The sequence below is a fragment of the Exiguobacterium sp. N5 genome (assembly GCF_025842465.1).
Classification (GTDB): domain Bacteria; phylum Bacillota; class Bacilli; order Exiguobacteriales; family Exiguobacteriaceae; genus Exiguobacterium; species Exiguobacterium profundum.
The window spans coordinates 1,828,959-1,846,582 of record NZ_JAPAEP010000001.1 but is presented as its reverse complement, the minus strand read 5'-3'; the positions used below and the strand labels follow the sequence as shown (position 1 = coordinate 1,846,582).

Annotated in this window: 17 protein-coding genes; 16 read left to right on the top strand and 1 reads right to left on the bottom strand. The window is 47.8% G+C overall.

Annotation, left to right across the window (positions count from 1 at the left end):
• The first annotated feature begins 169 nt into the window (after positions 1-169).
• From OKS35_RS09525 to OKS35_RS09500, 6 genes are all read left to right on the top strand, one after another.
• Positions 170-1,495 (top strand): hypothetical protein, encoded by a 1,326-nt coding sequence (locus tag OKS35_RS09525; RefSeq protein WP_264092936.1) that lies wholly within the window; start codon positions 170-172, stop codon positions 1,493-1,495.
• Positions 1,496-1,575: 80 nt separating this feature from the next.
• On the top strand, positions 1,576-2,055 hold the full coding sequence (gene rpoE, locus OKS35_RS09520) for a DNA-directed RNA polymerase subunit delta (protein WP_074035668.1): 480 nt from the start codon (positions 1,576-1,578) through the stop codon (positions 2,053-2,055).
• A gap of 249 nt (positions 2,056-2,304) precedes the next feature.
• Positions 2,305-3,900 (top strand): CTP synthase, encoded by a 1,596-nt coding sequence (locus OKS35_RS09515; protein ID WP_074035670.1) that lies wholly within the window; start codon positions 2,305-2,307, stop codon positions 3,898-3,900.
• 137 nt (positions 3,901-4,037) lie between these two features.
• Positions 4,038-4,880 (top strand): TVP38/TMEM64 family protein, encoded by an 843-nt coding sequence (locus tag OKS35_RS09510; protein WP_214783701.1) that lies wholly within the window; start codon positions 4,038-4,040, stop codon positions 4,878-4,880.
• Positions 4,881-4,911: 31 nt separating this feature from the next.
• Entirely contained in the window at positions 4,912-5,460 is a 549-nt protein-coding gene (locus OKS35_RS09505; protein ID WP_214783699.1) for a GNAT family N-acetyltransferase, read from the top strand.
• Between the two features lie 114 nt (positions 5,461-5,574).
• A complete protein-coding gene (locus OKS35_RS09500; RefSeq protein ID WP_264092934.1) occupies positions 5,575-6,903 on the top strand; it encodes a polysaccharide deacetylase family protein in 1,329 nt (442 codons plus the stop codon).
• 38 nt (positions 6,904-6,941) lie between these two features.
• On the opposite strand, the gene OKS35_RS09495 is transcribed toward OKS35_RS09500, so the two are convergent.
• Entirely contained in the window at positions 6,942-8,057 is a 1,116-nt protein-coding gene (locus OKS35_RS09495; RefSeq protein ID WP_214783697.1) for an NADH-dependent flavin oxidoreductase, read from the bottom strand.
• 261 nt (positions 8,058-8,318) lie between these two features.
• On the opposite strand from OKS35_RS09495, the gene OKS35_RS09490 reads away from it, so the two are divergent.
• From OKS35_RS09490 to OKS35_RS09445, 10 genes are all read left to right on the top strand, one after another.
• Positions 8,319-9,977 carry a glycerol-3-phosphate dehydrogenase/oxidase gene (locus tag OKS35_RS09490; RefSeq protein WP_264092933.1) on the top strand — a complete coding sequence of 553 codons (1,659 nt, stop codon included), beginning with the start codon at positions 8,319-8,321 and terminating at the stop codon, positions 9,975-9,977.
• Positions 9,978-10,101: 124 nt separating this feature from the next.
• On the top strand, positions 10,102-10,461 hold the full coding sequence (locus OKS35_RS09485) for a YxeA family protein (RefSeq protein WP_264092931.1): 360 nt from the start codon (positions 10,102-10,104) through the stop codon (positions 10,459-10,461).
• Positions 10,462-10,552: 91 nt separating this feature from the next.
• Positions 10,553-10,912, top strand: coding sequence for a response regulator (locus OKS35_RS09480; RefSeq protein ID WP_264092930.1), 360 nt, complete (start codon positions 10,553-10,555; stop codon positions 10,910-10,912).
• Positions 10,913-11,073: 161 nt separating this feature from the next.
• Positions 11,074-11,928: a class II fructose-1,6-bisphosphate aldolase gene (fba, locus tag OKS35_RS09475; protein ID WP_012727395.1), complete on the top strand. Its 855-nt coding sequence runs from the start codon at positions 11,074-11,076 to the stop codon at positions 11,926-11,928.
• A gap of 95 nt (positions 11,929-12,023) precedes the next feature.
• Entirely contained in the window at positions 12,024-12,854 is an 831-nt protein-coding gene (locus OKS35_RS09470; RefSeq protein WP_264092929.1) for a hypothetical protein, read from the top strand.
• Positions 12,855-12,928: 74 nt separating this feature from the next.
• Positions 12,929-13,579 (top strand): fructose-6-phosphate aldolase, encoded by a 651-nt coding sequence (gene fsa / locus OKS35_RS09465; RefSeq protein ID WP_078147677.1) that lies wholly within the window; start codon positions 12,929-12,931, stop codon positions 13,577-13,579.
• Between the two features lie 27 nt (positions 13,580-13,606).
• Positions 13,607-14,863, top strand: coding sequence for a UDP-N-acetylglucosamine 1-carboxyvinyltransferase (murA, locus tag OKS35_RS09460; RefSeq protein WP_214783683.1), 1,257 nt, complete (start codon positions 13,607-13,609; stop codon positions 14,861-14,863).
• Between the two features lie 14 nt (positions 14,864-14,877).
• A complete protein-coding gene (gene glpX, locus OKS35_RS09455) occupies positions 14,878-15,849 on the top strand; it encodes a class II fructose-bisphosphatase (protein WP_031422214.1) in 972 nt (323 codons plus the stop codon).
• 87 nt (positions 15,850-15,936) lie between these two features.
• The gene (locus OKS35_RS09450) at positions 15,937-16,863 is read left to right on the top strand and encodes an ATP-binding cassette domain-containing protein (RefSeq protein ID WP_214783679.1); all 927 of its coding nucleotides are present in this window, start codon (positions 15,937-15,939) and stop codon (positions 16,861-16,863) included.
• Positions 16,853-17,623 carry an ABC transporter permease gene (locus OKS35_RS09445; protein ID WP_159562986.1) on the top strand — a complete coding sequence of 257 codons (771 nt, stop codon included), beginning with the start codon at positions 16,853-16,855 and terminating at the stop codon, positions 17,621-17,623. The genes OKS35_RS09450 and OKS35_RS09445 overlap by 11 nt, the downstream gene beginning before the upstream one ends.
• The last annotated feature ends 1 nt before the right edge of the window (position 17,624 follow it).

Below are 17,624 nucleotides of genomic sequence, written 5' to 3'. Positions count from 1 at the left end.
TCTCCTTCTCCTTCTCTTTCATATCTAAAATGTCATTCTCTTCTATATCGGCAAAAGAGTGAAGAAACTGAGAAGTAAATGTGTTATGAAAGAGGTTCGCAGACGAATGGATCTGGGAAAGGATGATTGAGGAACAGAATATTCAATCTCAATGTAAGGAGTGTGTCCCATGAAAAACATGGTTGTCCTATTGACGATTGTCAGTGCTCTCAGTAGTCAAATTCTTCCGCAGATCTTATTTTTATCTATTATGGCAGTCGAAGAAGGTGTCGGGCGTCTCATTCCATTCTTGATTTTTTATGTAGCCAGTATGTCCGGTCTATTATTGTGGGTTTATGTCATTGGACGCCGTGGTTCTAAAGATACTTTTTTAATCGCCTTGGTCGTACTCGTTGTCGGTCTCGTTTGTTTCGTTCTCCCGTTTGAGCGTGCGATTGAATGGAGCGCCTTTTTAGTCGGGGTTGGATCAATTGGAGTCGGGTCGATTATGACGACGATTTTATCGCAATTAAACGAACTGAAACCAGCTGCTGATCCAGATTCAAAAGAAGATAAAGGGAGCTCCTGGCCGTTGGTTCTGATGTTAGTCGGTTGGATTGCGATATTCTCTTATGCATTGACACAGTCATACAATCTGGCCATCGCTCTCTTTTTGGTCAGTTTGATTCTACCATGGCTTTTTGTTCGGAAATTACCGCTTCAAAAATCGGCGACTTGGCAGTTTGAAACTCGTTCTTTTCTCCGTGCCTTCATCGCGGTCACCGTTTTTACATTGATTAGTCGTCTGCTCAGTCTTTTAGAAGGGGCGCGTGGCTATATCGAAATATTTGGCTTAATGATTATTTTGCTCGTTTATGTTGGATGGTTATTGTACCAAAAGCGCGTCCGAGACTTTATTGGAGCGAGTCGCACCCGTCAGGTTCAATTGCTGTCGTTTGTGATTGGATTGTTCGGTGGTTGGACGTTAATTGGTGCCGTTTTTGTCAGTCTTGCCTTGTACTCGTTTCAAGTTCTCATTTTTTATGTATTTGTCCCATTTTTAGTAGGCGTCATCGGCTGGATTTTGTTTAGTCGTATATTTGATTTCGCACGTCACCCATACCTCGTGTTACTCGTGTCCTCCCTCATCTTTTTCCTAGGATTTATCGAGCCACTTGCGTTCATCCCTGTCTTATTTGTCAGTGGGTATACGCAGACGATGTACTCGAGTGTAAGCCATACGTATCTGTTTGATCAATATGGGGAAAATAAGGAGTTTGCTTCCTTGCTCTTGCAGCTGTGGAAGCGGTTTGGGATGATCGTTGCGTACTCCTTCTTAATGATTGGATTGTTAGGGTACGGTTTGTACGTTGGGCAGACGGTCAACGAGGAATTATCGTTTCAAATTCCAAAAGCATGGATGTTCGGTGTTCTAGGACTTACGTGGATTTTCAATATTGGATTGATCAGCCTGTACTGGTTCCGAGTTCGTCCGAGTAGAATACATGAATCATAATTTTCCCTAGCTTTTTCATATCGCTTTTGTTTATAATGAGGAGTGATGTTTAACTAGTGACGGAAAAGGAGTGTCCTTTAATGAATAAATCGTTGATTGATTTCGTTTATGAACTTCTCCAAGAAACTGGCGAACAGCCTGTTTCTTTTGATGAGATTCGCGAAAAAATCAAGCAAAACTATACGTTTGCGAGTGAAGAGGAAGAGCTCGAAAAAATCGCACAACTTTACACCGATTTGAACATCGACGGGTTGTTCGTCAACTTAGGAGCAAACCGTTGGGCGCTTCGTGTTTGGTACCCATTCGATAAGTCGGATGAGGATCTCGTCATCGAAGCACGTCAACGTGGTGAACTTGACGAATTCGAAGAAGAGTTCGAAGAAGCAGACGAAGGCATCGTCGATATCGAGGATGACTTGGATGTATTCGCAAAAGTTGAAGACTATGATTCATCTGAATTTGATGATGAGGACGAAGAAGAAAAAGTAGAAGGCCTTGACGATTTCAAGGACGATGACTTGGACGACGACCTCGATATCGAAGACGAGGATGATTTATAAGAGACCGCAAAAAAGCCGGGCATCGCGCCCGGCTAGGCGTGTCTCTTTTTCTTTTTTAGTCGTGTTCATCGACTTGAAAAAAAAGAAAAAATAATATCTTGACGACTGCATCGTCTCTGGCGTAAATTAGTCATGGGCTAGTTTAGCACGTAACGATGCAGCAAAAGTGTCCTCCATTTTCGGGGGCACTTTTGCTTTTTTTGTTTTTTCGTTTCCCGATGGTTGGTATTCAAGAGAGGAGAAAGAAACATGACAAAGTACATTTTCGTAACAGGCGGGGTAGTATCTTCGCTCGGTAAAGGGATCACGGCAGCTTCGCTCGCGCGTCTACTCAAAAATCGAGGACTCAACGTCACGATTCAGAAGTTTGACCCATACATCAACATTGACCCAGGTACGATGAGCCCGTATCAACACGGAGAAGTATTCGTCACAGATGATGGCGCTGAGACTGACCTTGACCTCGGACACTATGAGCGCTTTATCGACATCAACTTGTCGCAAAACGCGAACGTCACATCAGGGCGCATTTATTCAACTGTCTTGAAGAAAGAGCGTCGTGGAGACTATAACGGTGGGACGGTTCAGGTCATTCCGCATATCACGAACGAAATCAAAGACCGTGTCTTCCGTGCAGGACGCGAGACGAACGCCGATGTCGTCATCACAGAGATTGGTGGAACAGTCGGGGATATCGAGTCCCTTCCGTTCATCGAAGCGATTCGCCAAGTGAAGAATGACATTGGGAAAGAGAACGTCATGTATGTCCACTGTACACTCGTCCCTTACCTTCGTGCCGCAGGTGAGATGAAGACAAAACCGACACAACACAGTGTCAAAGAGCTTCGCAGCTACGGAATTCAACCGGATATCATTGTCCTTCGTACGGAGCATGACATCCCAGAAGACATGCGTGAAAAAATCGCCCTCTTCTGTGATACACGCAAAGAAGCGGTCATCGAGGCGCAAGACGCATCGACACTTTATGAAGTACCACTCAACCTTCAAAAACAAGGAATGGACCAACTCGTCAACGACTACTTCGGTTTCAATTCACCGGCTGCTGACATGACGGCTTGGAAAGAACTCGTCCACACGGTCACACACCTTGAGAAGAAAGTGAAAATCGCACTCGTCGGGAAATATGTCGAATTGCGTGATGCGTATATCTCGGTCGCGGAAGCACTCAAACATGCGGGTTATGCGTTCAACGCGGATATCGACATCGACTGGGTCAACGCAGAAGACGTGACGGCTGAAAACGTCTCAGACATCCTCGGCGATGCGGACGGAATCCTCGTTCCAGGTGGATTCGGTGAGCGTGGAATCGAAGGGAAGATTGAAGCGACACGTTTTGCTCGTGAAAACAACGTCCCATTCTTCGGAATCTGTCTCGGGATGCAACTTGCGACGGTCGAGTTTGCCCGTAACGTCTTGAAGTTGGACGGCGCACATACTGCAGAAATCGATCCGTCGACACCGTATCCGATCATCGACCTTCTTCCAGAGCAAAAAGATATCGAGGATCTTGGGGGCACACTTCGTCTTGGACTTTATCCATGTAAACTCGAAAAAGGGACGAAAGCGCATGCGGCATACGATCAAGAACTCGTATACGAGCGTCATCGTCACCGTTATGAGTTCAACAACGAATACCGTGAAGCGTTTGAAGCAGAAGGCTTCAAGTTCTCAGGTACGAGCCCAGACGGTCGTCTCGTAGAAATCATTGAGATTCCAGAACACAAATGGTTCGTGGCATCACAGTTCCACCCAGAATTGATTTCGCGTCCAGAACGTCCACAACGTCTATTCCATGACTTCATCCAAGCATCACTTGGAGAATAAGTGATTGAAAGCCACGGTCCATTGCGGACCGTGGTTTTTCTACGTCAAAAGCATGAGAGGGAAAGCGCCTTCGGCAGGATACATCCCTATCACTTTGTGGGTACACTAGAAGTAGAACGGGGAGAGGGTGAGGGCACATGAAAGAACGACATTCGATTTATCTTGGATATGGATTAGGGCTTGTCGCGCTCAGTCTGTTGCCGTTCGTCGTCTTGCCTTCCCTTTTATTGCCGTATCAACTTGGCTGGACAGGTGTTGTTTTACTCGCCCTCTCGGTCGGGTTACTTCGGGCGATTCGGGACGGCTCGAACGTCATCCTAAAGCAGATGTGGAAGATCACGTTCTCTCTCTTCTTGATTTTCGTTCTCGTCTATTATGTTTCATTCGGACTCATCCTTTATGACACATACGGATTGGATCGTTTACTAGAACAATATGAACGACAGGCGGTCTGGGTGTTTGCAGCATTTAGCTTTTTACAACCTATTGCGTTACCCGTTCCGGAAGCGGTCAGCGTGCCGATTGGGAGTGTCGCGCTCGGACCGTTTCGTGCCGCTTTGGTCGGAAGCGTTGCGACGACACTTGGAATCTTTGTCATGTATGGACTGGCCCGATTTGGTCGAGGGCGCATGATTCGTTGGGTCGATGAAGAAAAACTGAAGACGTACGATCGCTATGTCGATCGATACGGTCTTGGTGTCTTGCTCGCCTTATTTATCATTCCGATTTTACCTGACGAGGTCATCTGTCTCGCTGCGGGGTTTAGTCGTGTACCGTTTCTGCGCTTTGCGGGTATCGCGTTCGGGGCAAAACTCGTCACGTCGTTCGGACTTGCTTATTCTGTCTCGATTGGACAATTGTTTATGACCGATTCGAGTCCAATCGCGATCGCTTCTGTCATGGCAAGTGTGATTGTCTTGATTCTTGCGTTCATTTGGCGCAAACGAAAAAAAGGAGATTCGAACGGGACACAAGAATAAGGTAAGGACGATTTATAGAGAGGAAGACAACATGCGACAAGATCAAGAAGTGGTCATTCGACCGATTGAAGAACAGGATCTATCACGACTCTGGGAATTGATTTATCGAGATGCGGTACCGGAATGGAAACAGTGGGACGCGCCTTACTTCGAACACAAGTCAATGTCTTACGAAGAGTTTCAGCAAATCGAGCAGTCGCTCATTCAAAAAAAAGACATGTGGGTCATTGAGGTCGATGGAACCGTATATGGGACCGTTTCTTACTATTTCGAAGATGCCGGACGAGAATGGCTCGAGATGGGCATCATCTTGCATCAGTCCGACCGCTGGAATCGTGGTGTCGGGACGCGTGCCCTTCGCTTATGGACCGAGCATCTATTTGAGACGCTACCCGTTGTCCGTGTCGGCTTGACGACGTGGTCCGGGAATGAACGGATGATGCGGGTCGCTGAAAAAGTAGGGATGCAACTCGAAGGTCGAATCCGTCAAGTGCGTGTCGTGAACGAGAAGCGCTATGATTCGATTCGGATGGGTATATTACGGGAAGAATGGATGAAAACAGGTACGACGTCTATTTAAAGACGACGTACCTGTTTTGTATGATTTTGTATATATTTGTCGCCATATTGACGATTTCATTCGTGAAGAGTTTGATACAATCGAATCGATTGAATGAAATAGGAGAGAATAAGAATGAGACGACACATGTTAGTTATTATGACGTTATTGATTGGGATGGGTACATGGTATTACATCGCGGGAGCCGCCCCGACGATTAAAAAAGTTCCGACACCATCCTTTACCGGACAATACCCCGGGTTACACTTAACGGTAGAGAGTGAACAAGCGAAAAGATATACGACATCAATCTCTGTTCCGAGAACGGATTATGAAATGCTAAACGAGGAGCTGGATGCATTCATTTTAGAAAAGAAAGAAGCATTTCAACACAACCTCACCCCTAGTCACGGTCAAACGGGTCACTTAAATATTCAGACCGATACATATCAAACGAATCAGACTGAATACACGCTAGTCGTTCATACTTATGCATTCACTGGTGGTGCGAATGGTCAAACCACTGTCGACGTATTTCGGATGAACCTTTCGGACGGAACGTTCGTTGAATGGGATGATGTCTTACGTGATGACCAACATGCATTAGAATGGTTCAAGCATAGCGTCATCACACAATTACAACATCAAGAATACGTATTTGAGGATCAGTTACGTGAAGCGATTAAACACCCTAAATCGACGAAGTGGATACTGACGTCCTCTGGTCTAGATGTCATATTTGACGAGTATGAAGTGGCGGCGGGAGCGGCAGGTGTGGTAGAAGTTCATATTCCGATGAAGGAAGTTGAGCCGTTTTTGTTATCCGAATTAGATACGCCCACTGCACAAGAAGATTCTCCAATCATGAGTCCCTCAAATAAGCCGCTTGAACCCAATGGGAAATATGTTGCACTGACGTTCGATGATGGACCCCATCCGATTGTGACACCTCACATTCTTGAGACACTTGAGAAATACCAAGCGCGTGCTACGTTCTTTATGTTAGGAAGTCAGATGGAATTCTATCCTGATGTAGCGAGACAAGTAGCGTTGTCAGGTCATGAGCTAGCAAATCATACTGAACATCACCCGGATTTGACACAATTGTCTGAGAAGGGAGTCAAAGAGGAACTCGAACAGGTTGATGAACGAATTGAGAGGCTTACGGGACAACGCCCATCATTGGTTCGTCCACCATACGGGGCTAAAAATGAAATGATTGAGCAGATCATTCAGACAAAGGAGCAGACCCTTGCACTATGGACGGTCGATTCTCTTGATTGGAGTCACCGTAATGCCGATCAAATGTATCGCTTGATTATGGACAATGTCCATCCAAGTGCTGTTGTCTTGATGCATGATATTCATGAGTCCACAGCTGAAGGGTTGCCGAAAGTTCTCGATGCGCTGAAACGTGAAGGGTACACGTTTGTGACGATGAGTGAGCTCTTGACGTTGAAATAGTAAATGAACCCGCCGTGATAAACGGCAGGTTCATTTTTTTATTTCACTTCTTGATCTTTAATTGGGAACCAACCGGCACGTGTCGTGATGGCGTTCCATAGCGGAGCTGGGACAGCGAGTTCGGCTTGTTTGTTCAAGTCGAGTTCTGTCTCGATCTCTTCTTCGCGGTCCGATTCCACTTTTTCCAGCCATTGTGGATCGATGATCAGTTCGCGACCGAGTGCGGCAAAATCGACGACGTCGAGTGCGTCTTCCACTTGGGCCGGACGTTGGAGTTGCCCGACTCCGATGAGTGGGATGGCACCATTGATTCGATTGGCGATGCGGTCTATCGAACGCTCCGTGACATTCTCGTCACGCATGGAAGCTGTATTAAAGTTCCAGAGAGAAGCGTGAATATAATCGACGCCCTCTTCTAAAATCATATCGAGTAACACATCCGTGTCGTCGAGTGTGATTCCTGGCTCTTCGATTTCTTCCGGTGAGAAACGATAGCCGACTAAGAAGTCTTCTGCATCTGCAGCTGCTTCTTTCACACGACGAATGACTTCGCGTGGGAACGTCAAACGTCCATGAACATCACCGCCGAAGCGATCTTCACGGCGATTTGAGTGCGGTGAGAAGAATTGTTGAATCAAGTAGGTGTTCGCTCCGTGAATCTCGACGCCATCAAACCCGGCTTCGATGGCCCGACGCGTCGCTTCACCGAACGCCTCGATAATGGCTTCGACCTCTGATGTCTCGAGGGCACGTGGTGTGACGGCGCCTTCTCGGACAGGCGCGACAGCACTTGCACTGACAGGTTGTTCGTTCGGGACGAGTTCAGGTGGTGACATCCGTCCAGCGTGGAAAATTTGAAGGATGGCTTTTGCACCTTCCGCTTTTAAACTTTCCGCCAATTGACGGAGACCCGGGATGAATTTGTCGTCATTGACCCCGAATGCGTTCGGGAAACCTTTCCCGTCTTCTGTCACGTACGCGCATGCTGTAATCGCAAGCCCGACGTTTTGCGCCCGTTTCCGATAGTAGGCGAGCTCATGCTCGGATACTTCGCCCGTTGGTTCTGATGAGTAATGTGTCATCGGAGCCAAGACGAGTCGGTTCGGTACTTCGACGCCATTTTTGAATTGAAAAGGTTGTAACATACGTTTCATCTGAAATCCTCCTTCAACATGATACCTTGAAGTCTAAGCTTCTCGACTCAAAAATGCGAGTCGGATGCTTGTGAATGAACACATTACAGATTGCGCAAGCGTAAGAGATGATTGAACTGAAAAGAATAGGGTATAATACAGGAGAAAAGTTGATATTCGGTTCGAGACAATAGAGAGACCACAACAGAAGGGGGAAGCCTTGTTTTTGTTGTGGTCTCTTTTTCTATTCATTGAACCGTACTTACTATAGGAGGGAATAAGATGGAAATCAGAAATTTCTCAGCGAAAGAACGAGCGAAACGATACGAACAACTGACAAGCGAACGTCATGACGTTCTTGTTGTCGGTGGAGGGATAACCGGAGCAGGGATTGCGCTCGATGCGTCGTCACGTGGGATGAAGACAGCGGTTCTCGAAATGCAAGACTTTGCGGCCGGGACGTCAAGCCGTTCGACGAAACTTGTTCACGGGGGACTCCGCTATTTGAAACAATTTGAAGTGGGGCTCGTCGCAGAAGTCGGGAAAGAGCGTGCCATCGTGTATGAGAACGGTCCACATGTCACGACACCGGAACAGATGCTATTACCGATGCACAAGGGAGGCACGTTTGGTCCTTTCTCAACTTCAATCGGACTCATGGTGTATGACTTCCTCGCAGGCGTCAAACGGGCAGAACGTCGCATGATGCTCAAACCGAATGAAGTCATCAAAAAAGCACCGCTCGTGAAAAAAGATGACTTAGTCGGTGGTGGATACTACGTCGAGTATCGGACGGATGATGCACGATTGACAATCGAAGTGGCGAAAGAGGCCGCGAATCATGGTGCGCTTCTCATGAACTATGCGAAAGTGACCGGACTGATTTATGAGAACGGCAAAGTAGCCGGTGTACACGTCGAAGACCAAATCGATGGGTCGACATATGACGTCTATGCGAAAAAAATCATCAATGCGACTGGTCCATGGGTCGATGAGTTACGGGAAGAAGACAACTCGAAAAAAGGCAAACAGCTTCGTTTGACGAAGGGAATTCACCTTGTCATCGATCAATCGAAATTCCCACTCAAACAGGCAATTTATTTCGACACACCAGACGGGCGCATGGTCTTTGCCATTCCACGCGGAAACAAAGCGTACGTCGGAACGACGGATACGTTCTTCGATAAAAACAAAGCGCATCCACGCATGACGACAGAGGACCGCGATTATATTTTGGATGCGATCCATTATATGTTCCCGGACGTCCATGTCACAGCAGACGACGTGGAATCGAGCTGGGCGGGTATTCGTCCGTTGATTTATGAGGAAGGAAAAGACCCTTCTGAAATTTCACGTAAGGACGAAATTTGGCAGTCAGACAGCGGCTTGATCACGATTGCCGGCGGTAAATTGACAGGGTATCGGAAGATGTCAGAAACAGTCGTCGACCTCGTCGCGAAATTATTAAAAGAAGAAGAAGGTGTCGTCTACTTGGCGAGCCGGACGAAGCATATGCCGATGTCAGGTGGTCACGTCGGCGGTTCGAAAGGATTCAAAGACTTCCTCGAGAAGAAAACGAAAGAACTTCAAAATCATGGTCTCGACGCGGGGCACGCGGAAGAACTCGTCCGTCTTTACGGTTCGAATATTGACCGCGTTATCGAACGGATGGACTCGAACGCGTATGACTTGCCAGAGGTCGTCTATGCGCAGTTGATTTATGGCATTGAAGAAGAGTCGGTCGTTCGTGCCATCGACTTCTTGATTCGTCGGACCGGTGCGATGTTCTTTGATATCGATTTCGTCCGTCAACACAAAGACGGTGTCCTTCGTTGCATGGCCGACGTCTTCAAATGGTCGGATGAGCGTTTGAAAGAAGAACGTGAAGAAGTAGAGAAGGAGATTGAAATCGCAGTTGTGCCTGTGACTGTCGAATCGTAATGCACTGCATTGCAGGAAAGGTTCATTCTAAATAGGATGAACCTTTTTTGTGTCATGGTTTCATCGATTCGGAATAACGGTATACCTCATAAGTAGTGATTCTTAGATTGAGGGAGAATTTTTTATGAAACGAAATCTCGTTGCCATCCTATTGATTGGCATTCTATTAGTAGTAGGTTGGCGTTATGTCGATTCCAATCGATTGTTAGCCGATGTCTATTATGTCAAAGTCCCAAGTGCAGAAGTGGCGACGCAAACCTCGGGGGGTTATCGCTATGATCTCATCGGGTACGATGAGGATGGAAAAAAACGTCCTCTGTCTATTGCCACCACTGGGTTGTTACCGGAAGGGAACTATCTGCGAGTATTTGTGAAAGAAGAAGATGCGGAAGTGACCGACTACGAGCAGGTGAATGTGCTAGACGTACCTGAACAGTTGAAGGAAGAACAGGAAGAAGAGAATTCCGAGCCATCGTTCCCTTGATTTCAAAAGATAGACGTCGCGAAAAAGAGATGAGTTTGGTAAGGTTAAATTGTTTGAATATGGTAAACGATGAATGAAAGAAGGGACATGCATGTCACGGATGTTAATAGCAGATGACCAGGACGGAATTCGTACGATGCTCGCGCAAGTGTTCACGAACATGGGTGTAGACGTGGACACGGCGCAAGACGGCATCAGCGCCTGGGAATTTTTAGAGCGGGAGCAATATGATTTGGTATTGCTCGATATGAATATGCCTCGTATGTTTGGACACGAAGTATTACGTCGCATGCGCGAGAAACCGTTAGACACACCCGTCATGATCATGACGGCATTTGGGGAAGAAACGGTGATTGAAGAAGTGCGTCGTCTCGGGATCGCGGCACAATTTGAGAAGCCGTTTGATATTTATGGGATGATTGGAAAAGTGAAAGAAGTCTTGAAAATTTGACGTTTCGTCACCAAGATGACATATGTAAACGCTTGCGCCAAGCCATTTCTATGCCCGAATAGCATAGGCACATGTTTTACGGTGTGTTATAATGGGAACGAATTGCACGGGGGAACTTTTCCCAAACGTGTATAATAGCGAACAGACAGGAGGATGTCATTATGCCATTAGTATCAATGACAGAAATGCTTAACAAAGCATTCGAAGGCAAGTATGCAGTCGGCCAATTCAACATCAACAACCTCGAGTGGACGCAAGCGATTCTTCGCGCTGCGGAAGACGAGAAATCACCAGTAATCCTCGGTGTATCAGAAGGTGCAGCGAAGTACATGGGTGGCTTCACGACAGTTGTCAAAATGGTTGAAGGTCTTATGCACGACTACAACATCACTGTTCCAGTTGCAATCCACCTTGACCACGGTTCTTCATTCGATAAGTGTAAAGCAGCGATTGACGCTGGTTTCACGTCAGTCATGATCGACGGTTCACACCACCCGATCGATGAAAACATCGAAATGACGAAACAAGTTGTCGAGTACGCGCACGCTAAGGGTGCTTCTGTTGAGGCAGAAGTCGGTACAGTTGGCGGCGAAGAAGACGGCGTTATCGGTGGCGTACAATACGCTGACCTCGACGAGTGTGTACGTGTTGTCAAAGAAGCGAAAGTGGATGCACTTGCTGCAGCACTCGGTTCTGTACACGGTGAATACCAAGGCGAGCCGAAACTTGGCTTCAAAGAGATGGAAGAAATCGCAAACGCGACACAAACTCCACTCGTTCTTCACGGCGGATCAGGTATTCCTGAGCACCAAATCAAAAAAGCAATCGAGCTCGGCCACAGCAAGATCAACGTTAACACAGAGTGCCAACAAGAATGGACTCGTGCGGTACGTGAGAAAGTTGCTGCTGATGCAAAAGTATATGACCCACGTAAAATTATCGGACCTGGTATCGAAGCGATTTATAACGTCGTTACTGGCAAGATGCGTGAGTTTGGTTCAAGCAACCAAGCTTAATCCTGTCCTGAAAGGCTGACTCTTTTGTAGAGTCAGCCTTTTTTTGATGATTTAGGGAACGTATACATATATGGTGAAAAAAAGGGGGAGTCTTTGTGATTTATAACGAGCGACCGACAGAATTGTTTTGGCGAATCTTTTATGTATATGGAGCAGTCGTGTTGGTTGGTCTTTCTTTAGCATTAGCCGCCGCCCCACTCGTTTTAATTTATTATTATCCGGTACCTTGGCTTATTCCATTGTTAGTCTTAGTCGCCATCGGTGGGTTTGGGGTGTATTGGTTTACGAACACGTTCCGTCGTTTATTTTGGAAAGAACGGAATCACTCTAGATACGAAATGACCGCAACGAGCATCGAGGGTGTGACGTATCGGCATGAACCGGGCGAGTCGGTCGAGCAATCATTTCCAATCTCAGCGATTCGACAAATCGTCTTCTTCCCGGCGATTGTCCGAAAGACACAGCCGTCTCCGACGGTTCGGATTGGTCGTCCTACGGTAGAGTACACTCCGATGCTATCGATTATGACAAAAGATGATGCCATGGAAATCTTGTTCGATCAACGTGATCTGGTTGCCTTTGATCAATGGATAAAATCTTTCCATGAGCAGGGAATTCCGCTATTTTACACACCAAAAGAATTGTATTGGATTGGTGCGAATATCTCGACACGACGTGAGCGATTTGAACGGTTGAGTCGTCCGGAAGAAATCGTTCCATTTGTCTACACCGGCGACCTTGTGGCAGATGAGCAGACGGCAGCAACGAATTGGATTGAAACCCACGGATTGGAACGTTTGAAAGAAGGACCACACCAAGCATACTATGTGAAGCAAAGTAAAATTATGAAATGGTCATTTTTCGGGACGCTCGCTGGGATAGGTCTTGTCGTAGGATCGATGCTTGCAATCGCATCGTTGACGTAAAGGGTATAGCAATTCGACATGACTTTCCTCATAATAGAGATTGTAAGCGATCACAAATTAAGGAGGAGACACATATGCGTTTTTTCATTGACACAGCAAATGTGGAAGACATTAAAAAAGCTCATCAAATGGGCGTCATTGGAGGCGTGACGACGAATCCATCGCTCGTCGCCAAAGAAGGTGTCGATTTCCATACAAGACTTCGTGAAATCTGTGAGATCGTCGGGGATCTCTCGGTCAGCGCCGAAGTTATTGCACTCGATGCGTCGGGTATGGTGGAAGAAGGAAAGGAACTTGCCGCCATCGCGCCGAATATTACGGTAAAGGTACCGATGACACCAGCGGGGATGCAAGCGGTAAAACAGTTCAAGGAGCTTGGAATCAAGACAAACGTCACGCTCATCTTTAACGCTAACCAAGCGTTACTTGCGGCACGTGCCGGGGCATCATACGTTTCTCCATTCATCGGACGCTTGGATGACATCGGACAAGATGGGCTTGATTTAGTTGAGACCATTGCGAACATCTTCGCAATCCATGGCATCGAGACAGAAATTATCGCAGCATCTGTGCGTCATCCGGTTCACGTGACAAAAGCTGCACTCCTTGGGGCTGACATTGCCACAGTCCCTTACAAAGTTATCGAACAAATGATGAAACATCCGCTCACAGACAAAGGCATTGAGCAGTTTTTAGCGGATTGGAACAACGCTCAATCCAAATAAGTCCGTCGTAGAAAGGTTTTGATCAGCGTGGAAATTCTCCATATCGTTGGGCAGCAAAAACTAGAAGGAACCGTCGAGATTAGCGGAGCGAAACAGAGCGCTCTCCCTTGCCTTGTGGCTGCACTTCTCACGGAAGAGTCGGTGACGATTGAAAACGTTCCGATGATTGAAGATGTGGAAGTGATGGTCAATTTGTTAAAAGAGTTAGGGGTTCGGGTAAAGCGGGATGGCGAACGAATGACGATTCATTCGAATGAAGCAGTCGCAATGCCTCTCCTCGGTTCTGAGACGCGCAAAGTCCGTGCCGCTGTCTATTTACTCGGGGTCTTCGCGGCTCGCTTTGGAAAAGGGGCGGTTGGGTTACCTGGAGGATATGCGATTGGTCCACGGCCGATTGACTTACATTTGAAAGCGTTGGAACGTCTCGGCATTCATGTTGAGAATGAATCAGGTCTCTATCATGTCCGGGTCGATGAACTTGTTGGGAATCGAATTTACTTAGACTTGCGGTCGTTTGGGGCAACCGTGAGTGCAATGCTTGCGGCTGTTCTAGCGACAGGGACGACGGTCATCGAAAACGCGGCTTGCGATCCGGAAGTCGTCGATGTGGCGACCATGCTCACATCGATGGGTGCACATGTGAGTGGGGCCGGAACGGATGAGATTCGAATTAAAGGGGTGGAACGCCTCCATGGTTGTACGCACACACTCATTCCAGATCGTCTCGAAGCCGGAACGTTCATGATGTTCGGTGCAGTGTCCGGTCGTGTGACCGTCCAACCGGTCATTCCGACACATCTCGAAGGGGTCATTCAAAAACTGTTGGATTTCGGAGCGGACGTCGAGGTTGGTGAGGAGTCAATTACCGTGACGGCGAACCAATTCATGCCAACAGATATTCGGGTGTTCCATTACTCGGGGTATCCGAGCGACTTGCAACCGGTGATGACGGCAGCCTTATTAAAAGCTGACGGAACGAGTGTTGTCACCGATAAATTGTATGCGCAACGATTCCGCCACATCGCCGAGATGCGACGGATGAATGCGCAAATTACACTGGAGGATGCATCGGCTGTGATTCGTGGCGGCAATAAGCTGGCGAACGCAGAGATGGAATGTACCGATGCACGGAGTGCTGCGGCCCTGGTACTGTCAGCGCTCCAAGCTTCTGGTGAATCGACGCTACTACATGCGGAACGACTGAATGATTCGTATGTCGACTTTGTCGGCAAATTAAAACAACTCGGTGCGCTCGTTTGGGTGGAGGAACAAACCGAGGTATAAAGGGGAGATTTCGGGTGGAACGAAGTTTATCGATGGAACTGGTTCGGGTGACAGAAGCGGCGGCACTTGCTTCAGCCCGTTGGATGGGACGAGGATTGAAAGTTGAAGCGGATGATGCGGCAACGACGGCCATGCGCGACGTATTTGACACGATTCCGATGAAAGGGATTGTCGTCATCGGTGAAGGGGAGATGGATGAGGCCCCGATGCTATACATCGGAGAAAAAGTCGGAAATGGCTACGGTTCTCGTCTCGATGTCGCAGTCGATCCGTTAGAAGGGACAAACATCGTAGCGACCGGAACGTGGGGAGCACTTGCGGTTCTCGCGGTCGCGGATGCAGGCGATCTCCTTCATGCTCCAGACATGTACATGGATAAAATTGCCGTCGGACCGGAAGCGGCAGGTCTCGTCAGTCTCGACAACTCGATTGAAGAGAACATTGAAATCGTGGCGAAAGCGAAGAAGAAAAACGTGGAAGATGTCGTCGTCACGATTTTACATCGGGACCGTCACGAAGAAACCATTCAACGTGTCCGCGCGACCGGTGCGCGAATCAAATTGATTCCGGACGGGGACGTCGCCGCGGCCATCAACACCGCTTTCCCGAAAACGGGTGTCGATTTGTTGCTCGGTTCAGGCGGGGCGCCAGAAGGTGTCATCGCTGCAGTCGCAATGAAGTGTTTAGGTGGAGACTTCCAAGGGCGTTTGCTCCCGGAAGATGAAGCGCAGAAACAACGTTGCCATGACATGGGAATCGAAGATACGGATCGAATCCTCCTCCTCAATGATTTGGTGAAAGGTGAAGATTGTATCTTTGCGGCGACCGGCGTCACAGATGGTGAGCTGTTACGTGGAGTCCAATTCACGTCACAAGGCGGACAGACCCATTCGGTCGTCATGCGTGCCAAGTCCGGTACCGTTCGTTTCGTCGAAGGGAACCACTCACTTAAGAAAAAACCAAAAATGGTCATGAAACCAGAATAATCAGAAGTCGTGGATGTGAAAACGTCCACGACTTTTTTGTGGTGAAAGCGTCAGAAAACGGGAATGGATAGTCAGGAGGTGGGTGTGATGATTCAGGTTGAAGGACTCGTCAAAACATTCAAGGATGTTCCAGCTGTCGATGACGTGTCATTTTTCGTGAAAGAAGGAGAAATCTTTGCGTTTTTAGGTCCGAACGGTGCGGGTAAATCGACGACGGTGCAAATGTTGACGACACTCGTGAGACCGACATCTGGAGTGGCACGAGTCAATGGATTCGATGTCGTTAAACAAGAAAAAGATGTCAGATTATCGATTGGAGTTGCCTTACAAGAAACAGGAATCGATAAAGTGTTGACGGGACGAGAGCTCCTTGTCTTACAAGGGCGTTTGTTTAAGATGTCGAATGAAGAGGCGCAACGTCGAGCCGATGAGTTACTCGAAGTCGTTTCACTGACGGATGCGGCCGATCGCCGGAGTGGTACCTATTCCGGTGGGATGCGACGACGTCTCGACTTGGCTCTCACACTCGTCCATCGTCCGACGGTCTTGTTTTTAGACGAACCGACGACCGGACTCGATCCGGCGAGCCGAATCGAAATTTGGAATGAAGTACGCCGATTGAACGAGGAATTCGGGACGACGATTTTTTTAACGACCCAATACTTAGAGGAGGCAGATGAGTTGGCTGACCGGATTGCCATCATCAATCACGGGAAGATTGTGAGTGAAGGAACGGCCGAGGAATTGAAACAGCTCGTCGGTGGAGAGACGATTTCGATGGACTTCGCTACAGAATCTGAAGCGACCCTTGCTGCGACGCGATTTCATACATCTTCGAATGGCACACATGTATCGTTTGAGTTACGTGACATGACGTTGACTGAGATTGTTCGTTCCTTGGATGAACAAGGGTTGCAGCCTGAACGATTGACTGTCAAGCAACCATCGCTCGATGATGTATTCTTGAAAGTGACAGGCGAATCGTATGAAGGAGGCGAGATCCGTGTGGACTGAGACATGGCTATTCACGAAACGGAGTTTGCTGACGACTATTCGAAATCCGTTTTCATTCATCCCGAACTTGATTATTTCTGTATTCTTTTTACTTGTGTATACGAGTGGCTTGTCGAGCGTGGCCTCGTTGCCTCAGTTCGAAGGGAGCGACTATTTGAATTTCATCTTACCCGTATCCATTGTTTCAGGTGCAGTCGGGGGAGCGGGAGGCACGGGTCAGGCGCTTGTCCGAGATATTGAGAGTGGCTATTTCGCACGGCTCTTGTTGACACCGGCGACCCGTACGGCGATTGTGCTCGGACCGATGATTGCGGGGATGTTGCAATTACTCGTCCAAACGCTACTTATTTTTGCTGTCGCGTTTCTCCTCGGTCTCACGATTCCTGTCGGTGCCGCTGGATTCTTTTTCACGGTATTACTCGCAATCGGATTTGGACTTGGTTTCGCAGGATATTCGGTGGGCGTCGCCTTGAAAACACGAAATGCACAAGCGGCACAGGCAGGGACGTTGTTGTTCTTTCCTTTAATTTTCCTGTCGACGACGTTCGTTCCGAAAGAATTGATTGAAGCCGAATGGTTGAAAGTGGCGGCGACGTTCAATCCAACCACGTATATTTTCGAAGGGATGCGAGCGGTTCTGACTCAGCCGGAGATTGACTGGGGTGCTTTATCTGCAGGGCTCGCAGTCGCGGGTACGATGAGTGTACTCATGATCGTCTTTGCGGCAACGAACGCGAGAGGGGCATTGAAGCAAAAATAAG

What these genes read in the sequence shown, in the direction of transcription:
- OKS35_RS09525 (WP_264092936.1), top strand. Translation starts at nt 170, where the DNA reads ATGAAAAACATGGTTGTCCTATTGACGATTGTCAGTGCTCTCAGTAGT.
- rpoE (WP_074035668.1), top strand. Translation starts at nt 1,576, where the DNA reads ATGAATAAATCGTTGATTGATTTCGTTTATGAACTTCTCCAAGAAACT.
- OKS35_RS09515 (WP_074035670.1), top strand. Translation starts at nt 2,305, where the DNA reads ATGACAAAGTACATTTTCGTAACAGGCGGGGTAGTATCTTCGCTCGGT.
- OKS35_RS09510 (WP_214783701.1), top strand. Translation starts at nt 4,038, where the DNA reads ATGAAAGAACGACATTCGATTTATCTTGGATATGGATTAGGGCTTGTC.
- OKS35_RS09505 (WP_214783699.1), top strand. Translation starts at nt 4,912, where the DNA reads ATGCGACAAGATCAAGAAGTGGTCATTCGACCGATTGAAGAACAGGAT.
- OKS35_RS09500 (WP_264092934.1), top strand. Translation starts at nt 5,575, where the DNA reads ATGAGACGACACATGTTAGTTATTATGACGTTATTGATTGGGATGGGT.
- OKS35_RS09495 (WP_214783697.1), bottom strand. Translation starts at nt 8,057, where the DNA reads ATGAAACGTATGTTACAACCTTTTCAATTCAAAAATGGCGTCGAAGTA.
- OKS35_RS09490 (WP_264092933.1), top strand. Translation starts at nt 8,319, where the DNA reads ATGGAAATCAGAAATTTCTCAGCGAAAGAACGAGCGAAACGATACGAA.
- OKS35_RS09485 (WP_264092931.1), top strand. Translation starts at nt 10,102, where the DNA reads ATGAAACGAAATCTCGTTGCCATCCTATTGATTGGCATTCTATTAGTA.
- OKS35_RS09480 (WP_264092930.1), top strand. Translation starts at nt 10,553, where the DNA reads ATGTCACGGATGTTAATAGCAGATGACCAGGACGGAATTCGTACGATG.
- fba (WP_012727395.1), top strand. Translation starts at nt 11,074, where the DNA reads ATGCCATTAGTATCAATGACAGAAATGCTTAACAAAGCATTCGAAGGC.
- fsa (WP_078147677.1), top strand. Translation starts at nt 12,929, where the DNA reads ATGCGTTTTTTCATTGACACAGCAAATGTGGAAGACATTAAAAAAGCT.
- OKS35_RS09450 (WP_214783679.1), top strand. Translation starts at nt 15,937, where the DNA reads ATGATTCAGGTTGAAGGACTCGTCAAAACATTCAAGGATGTTCCAGCT.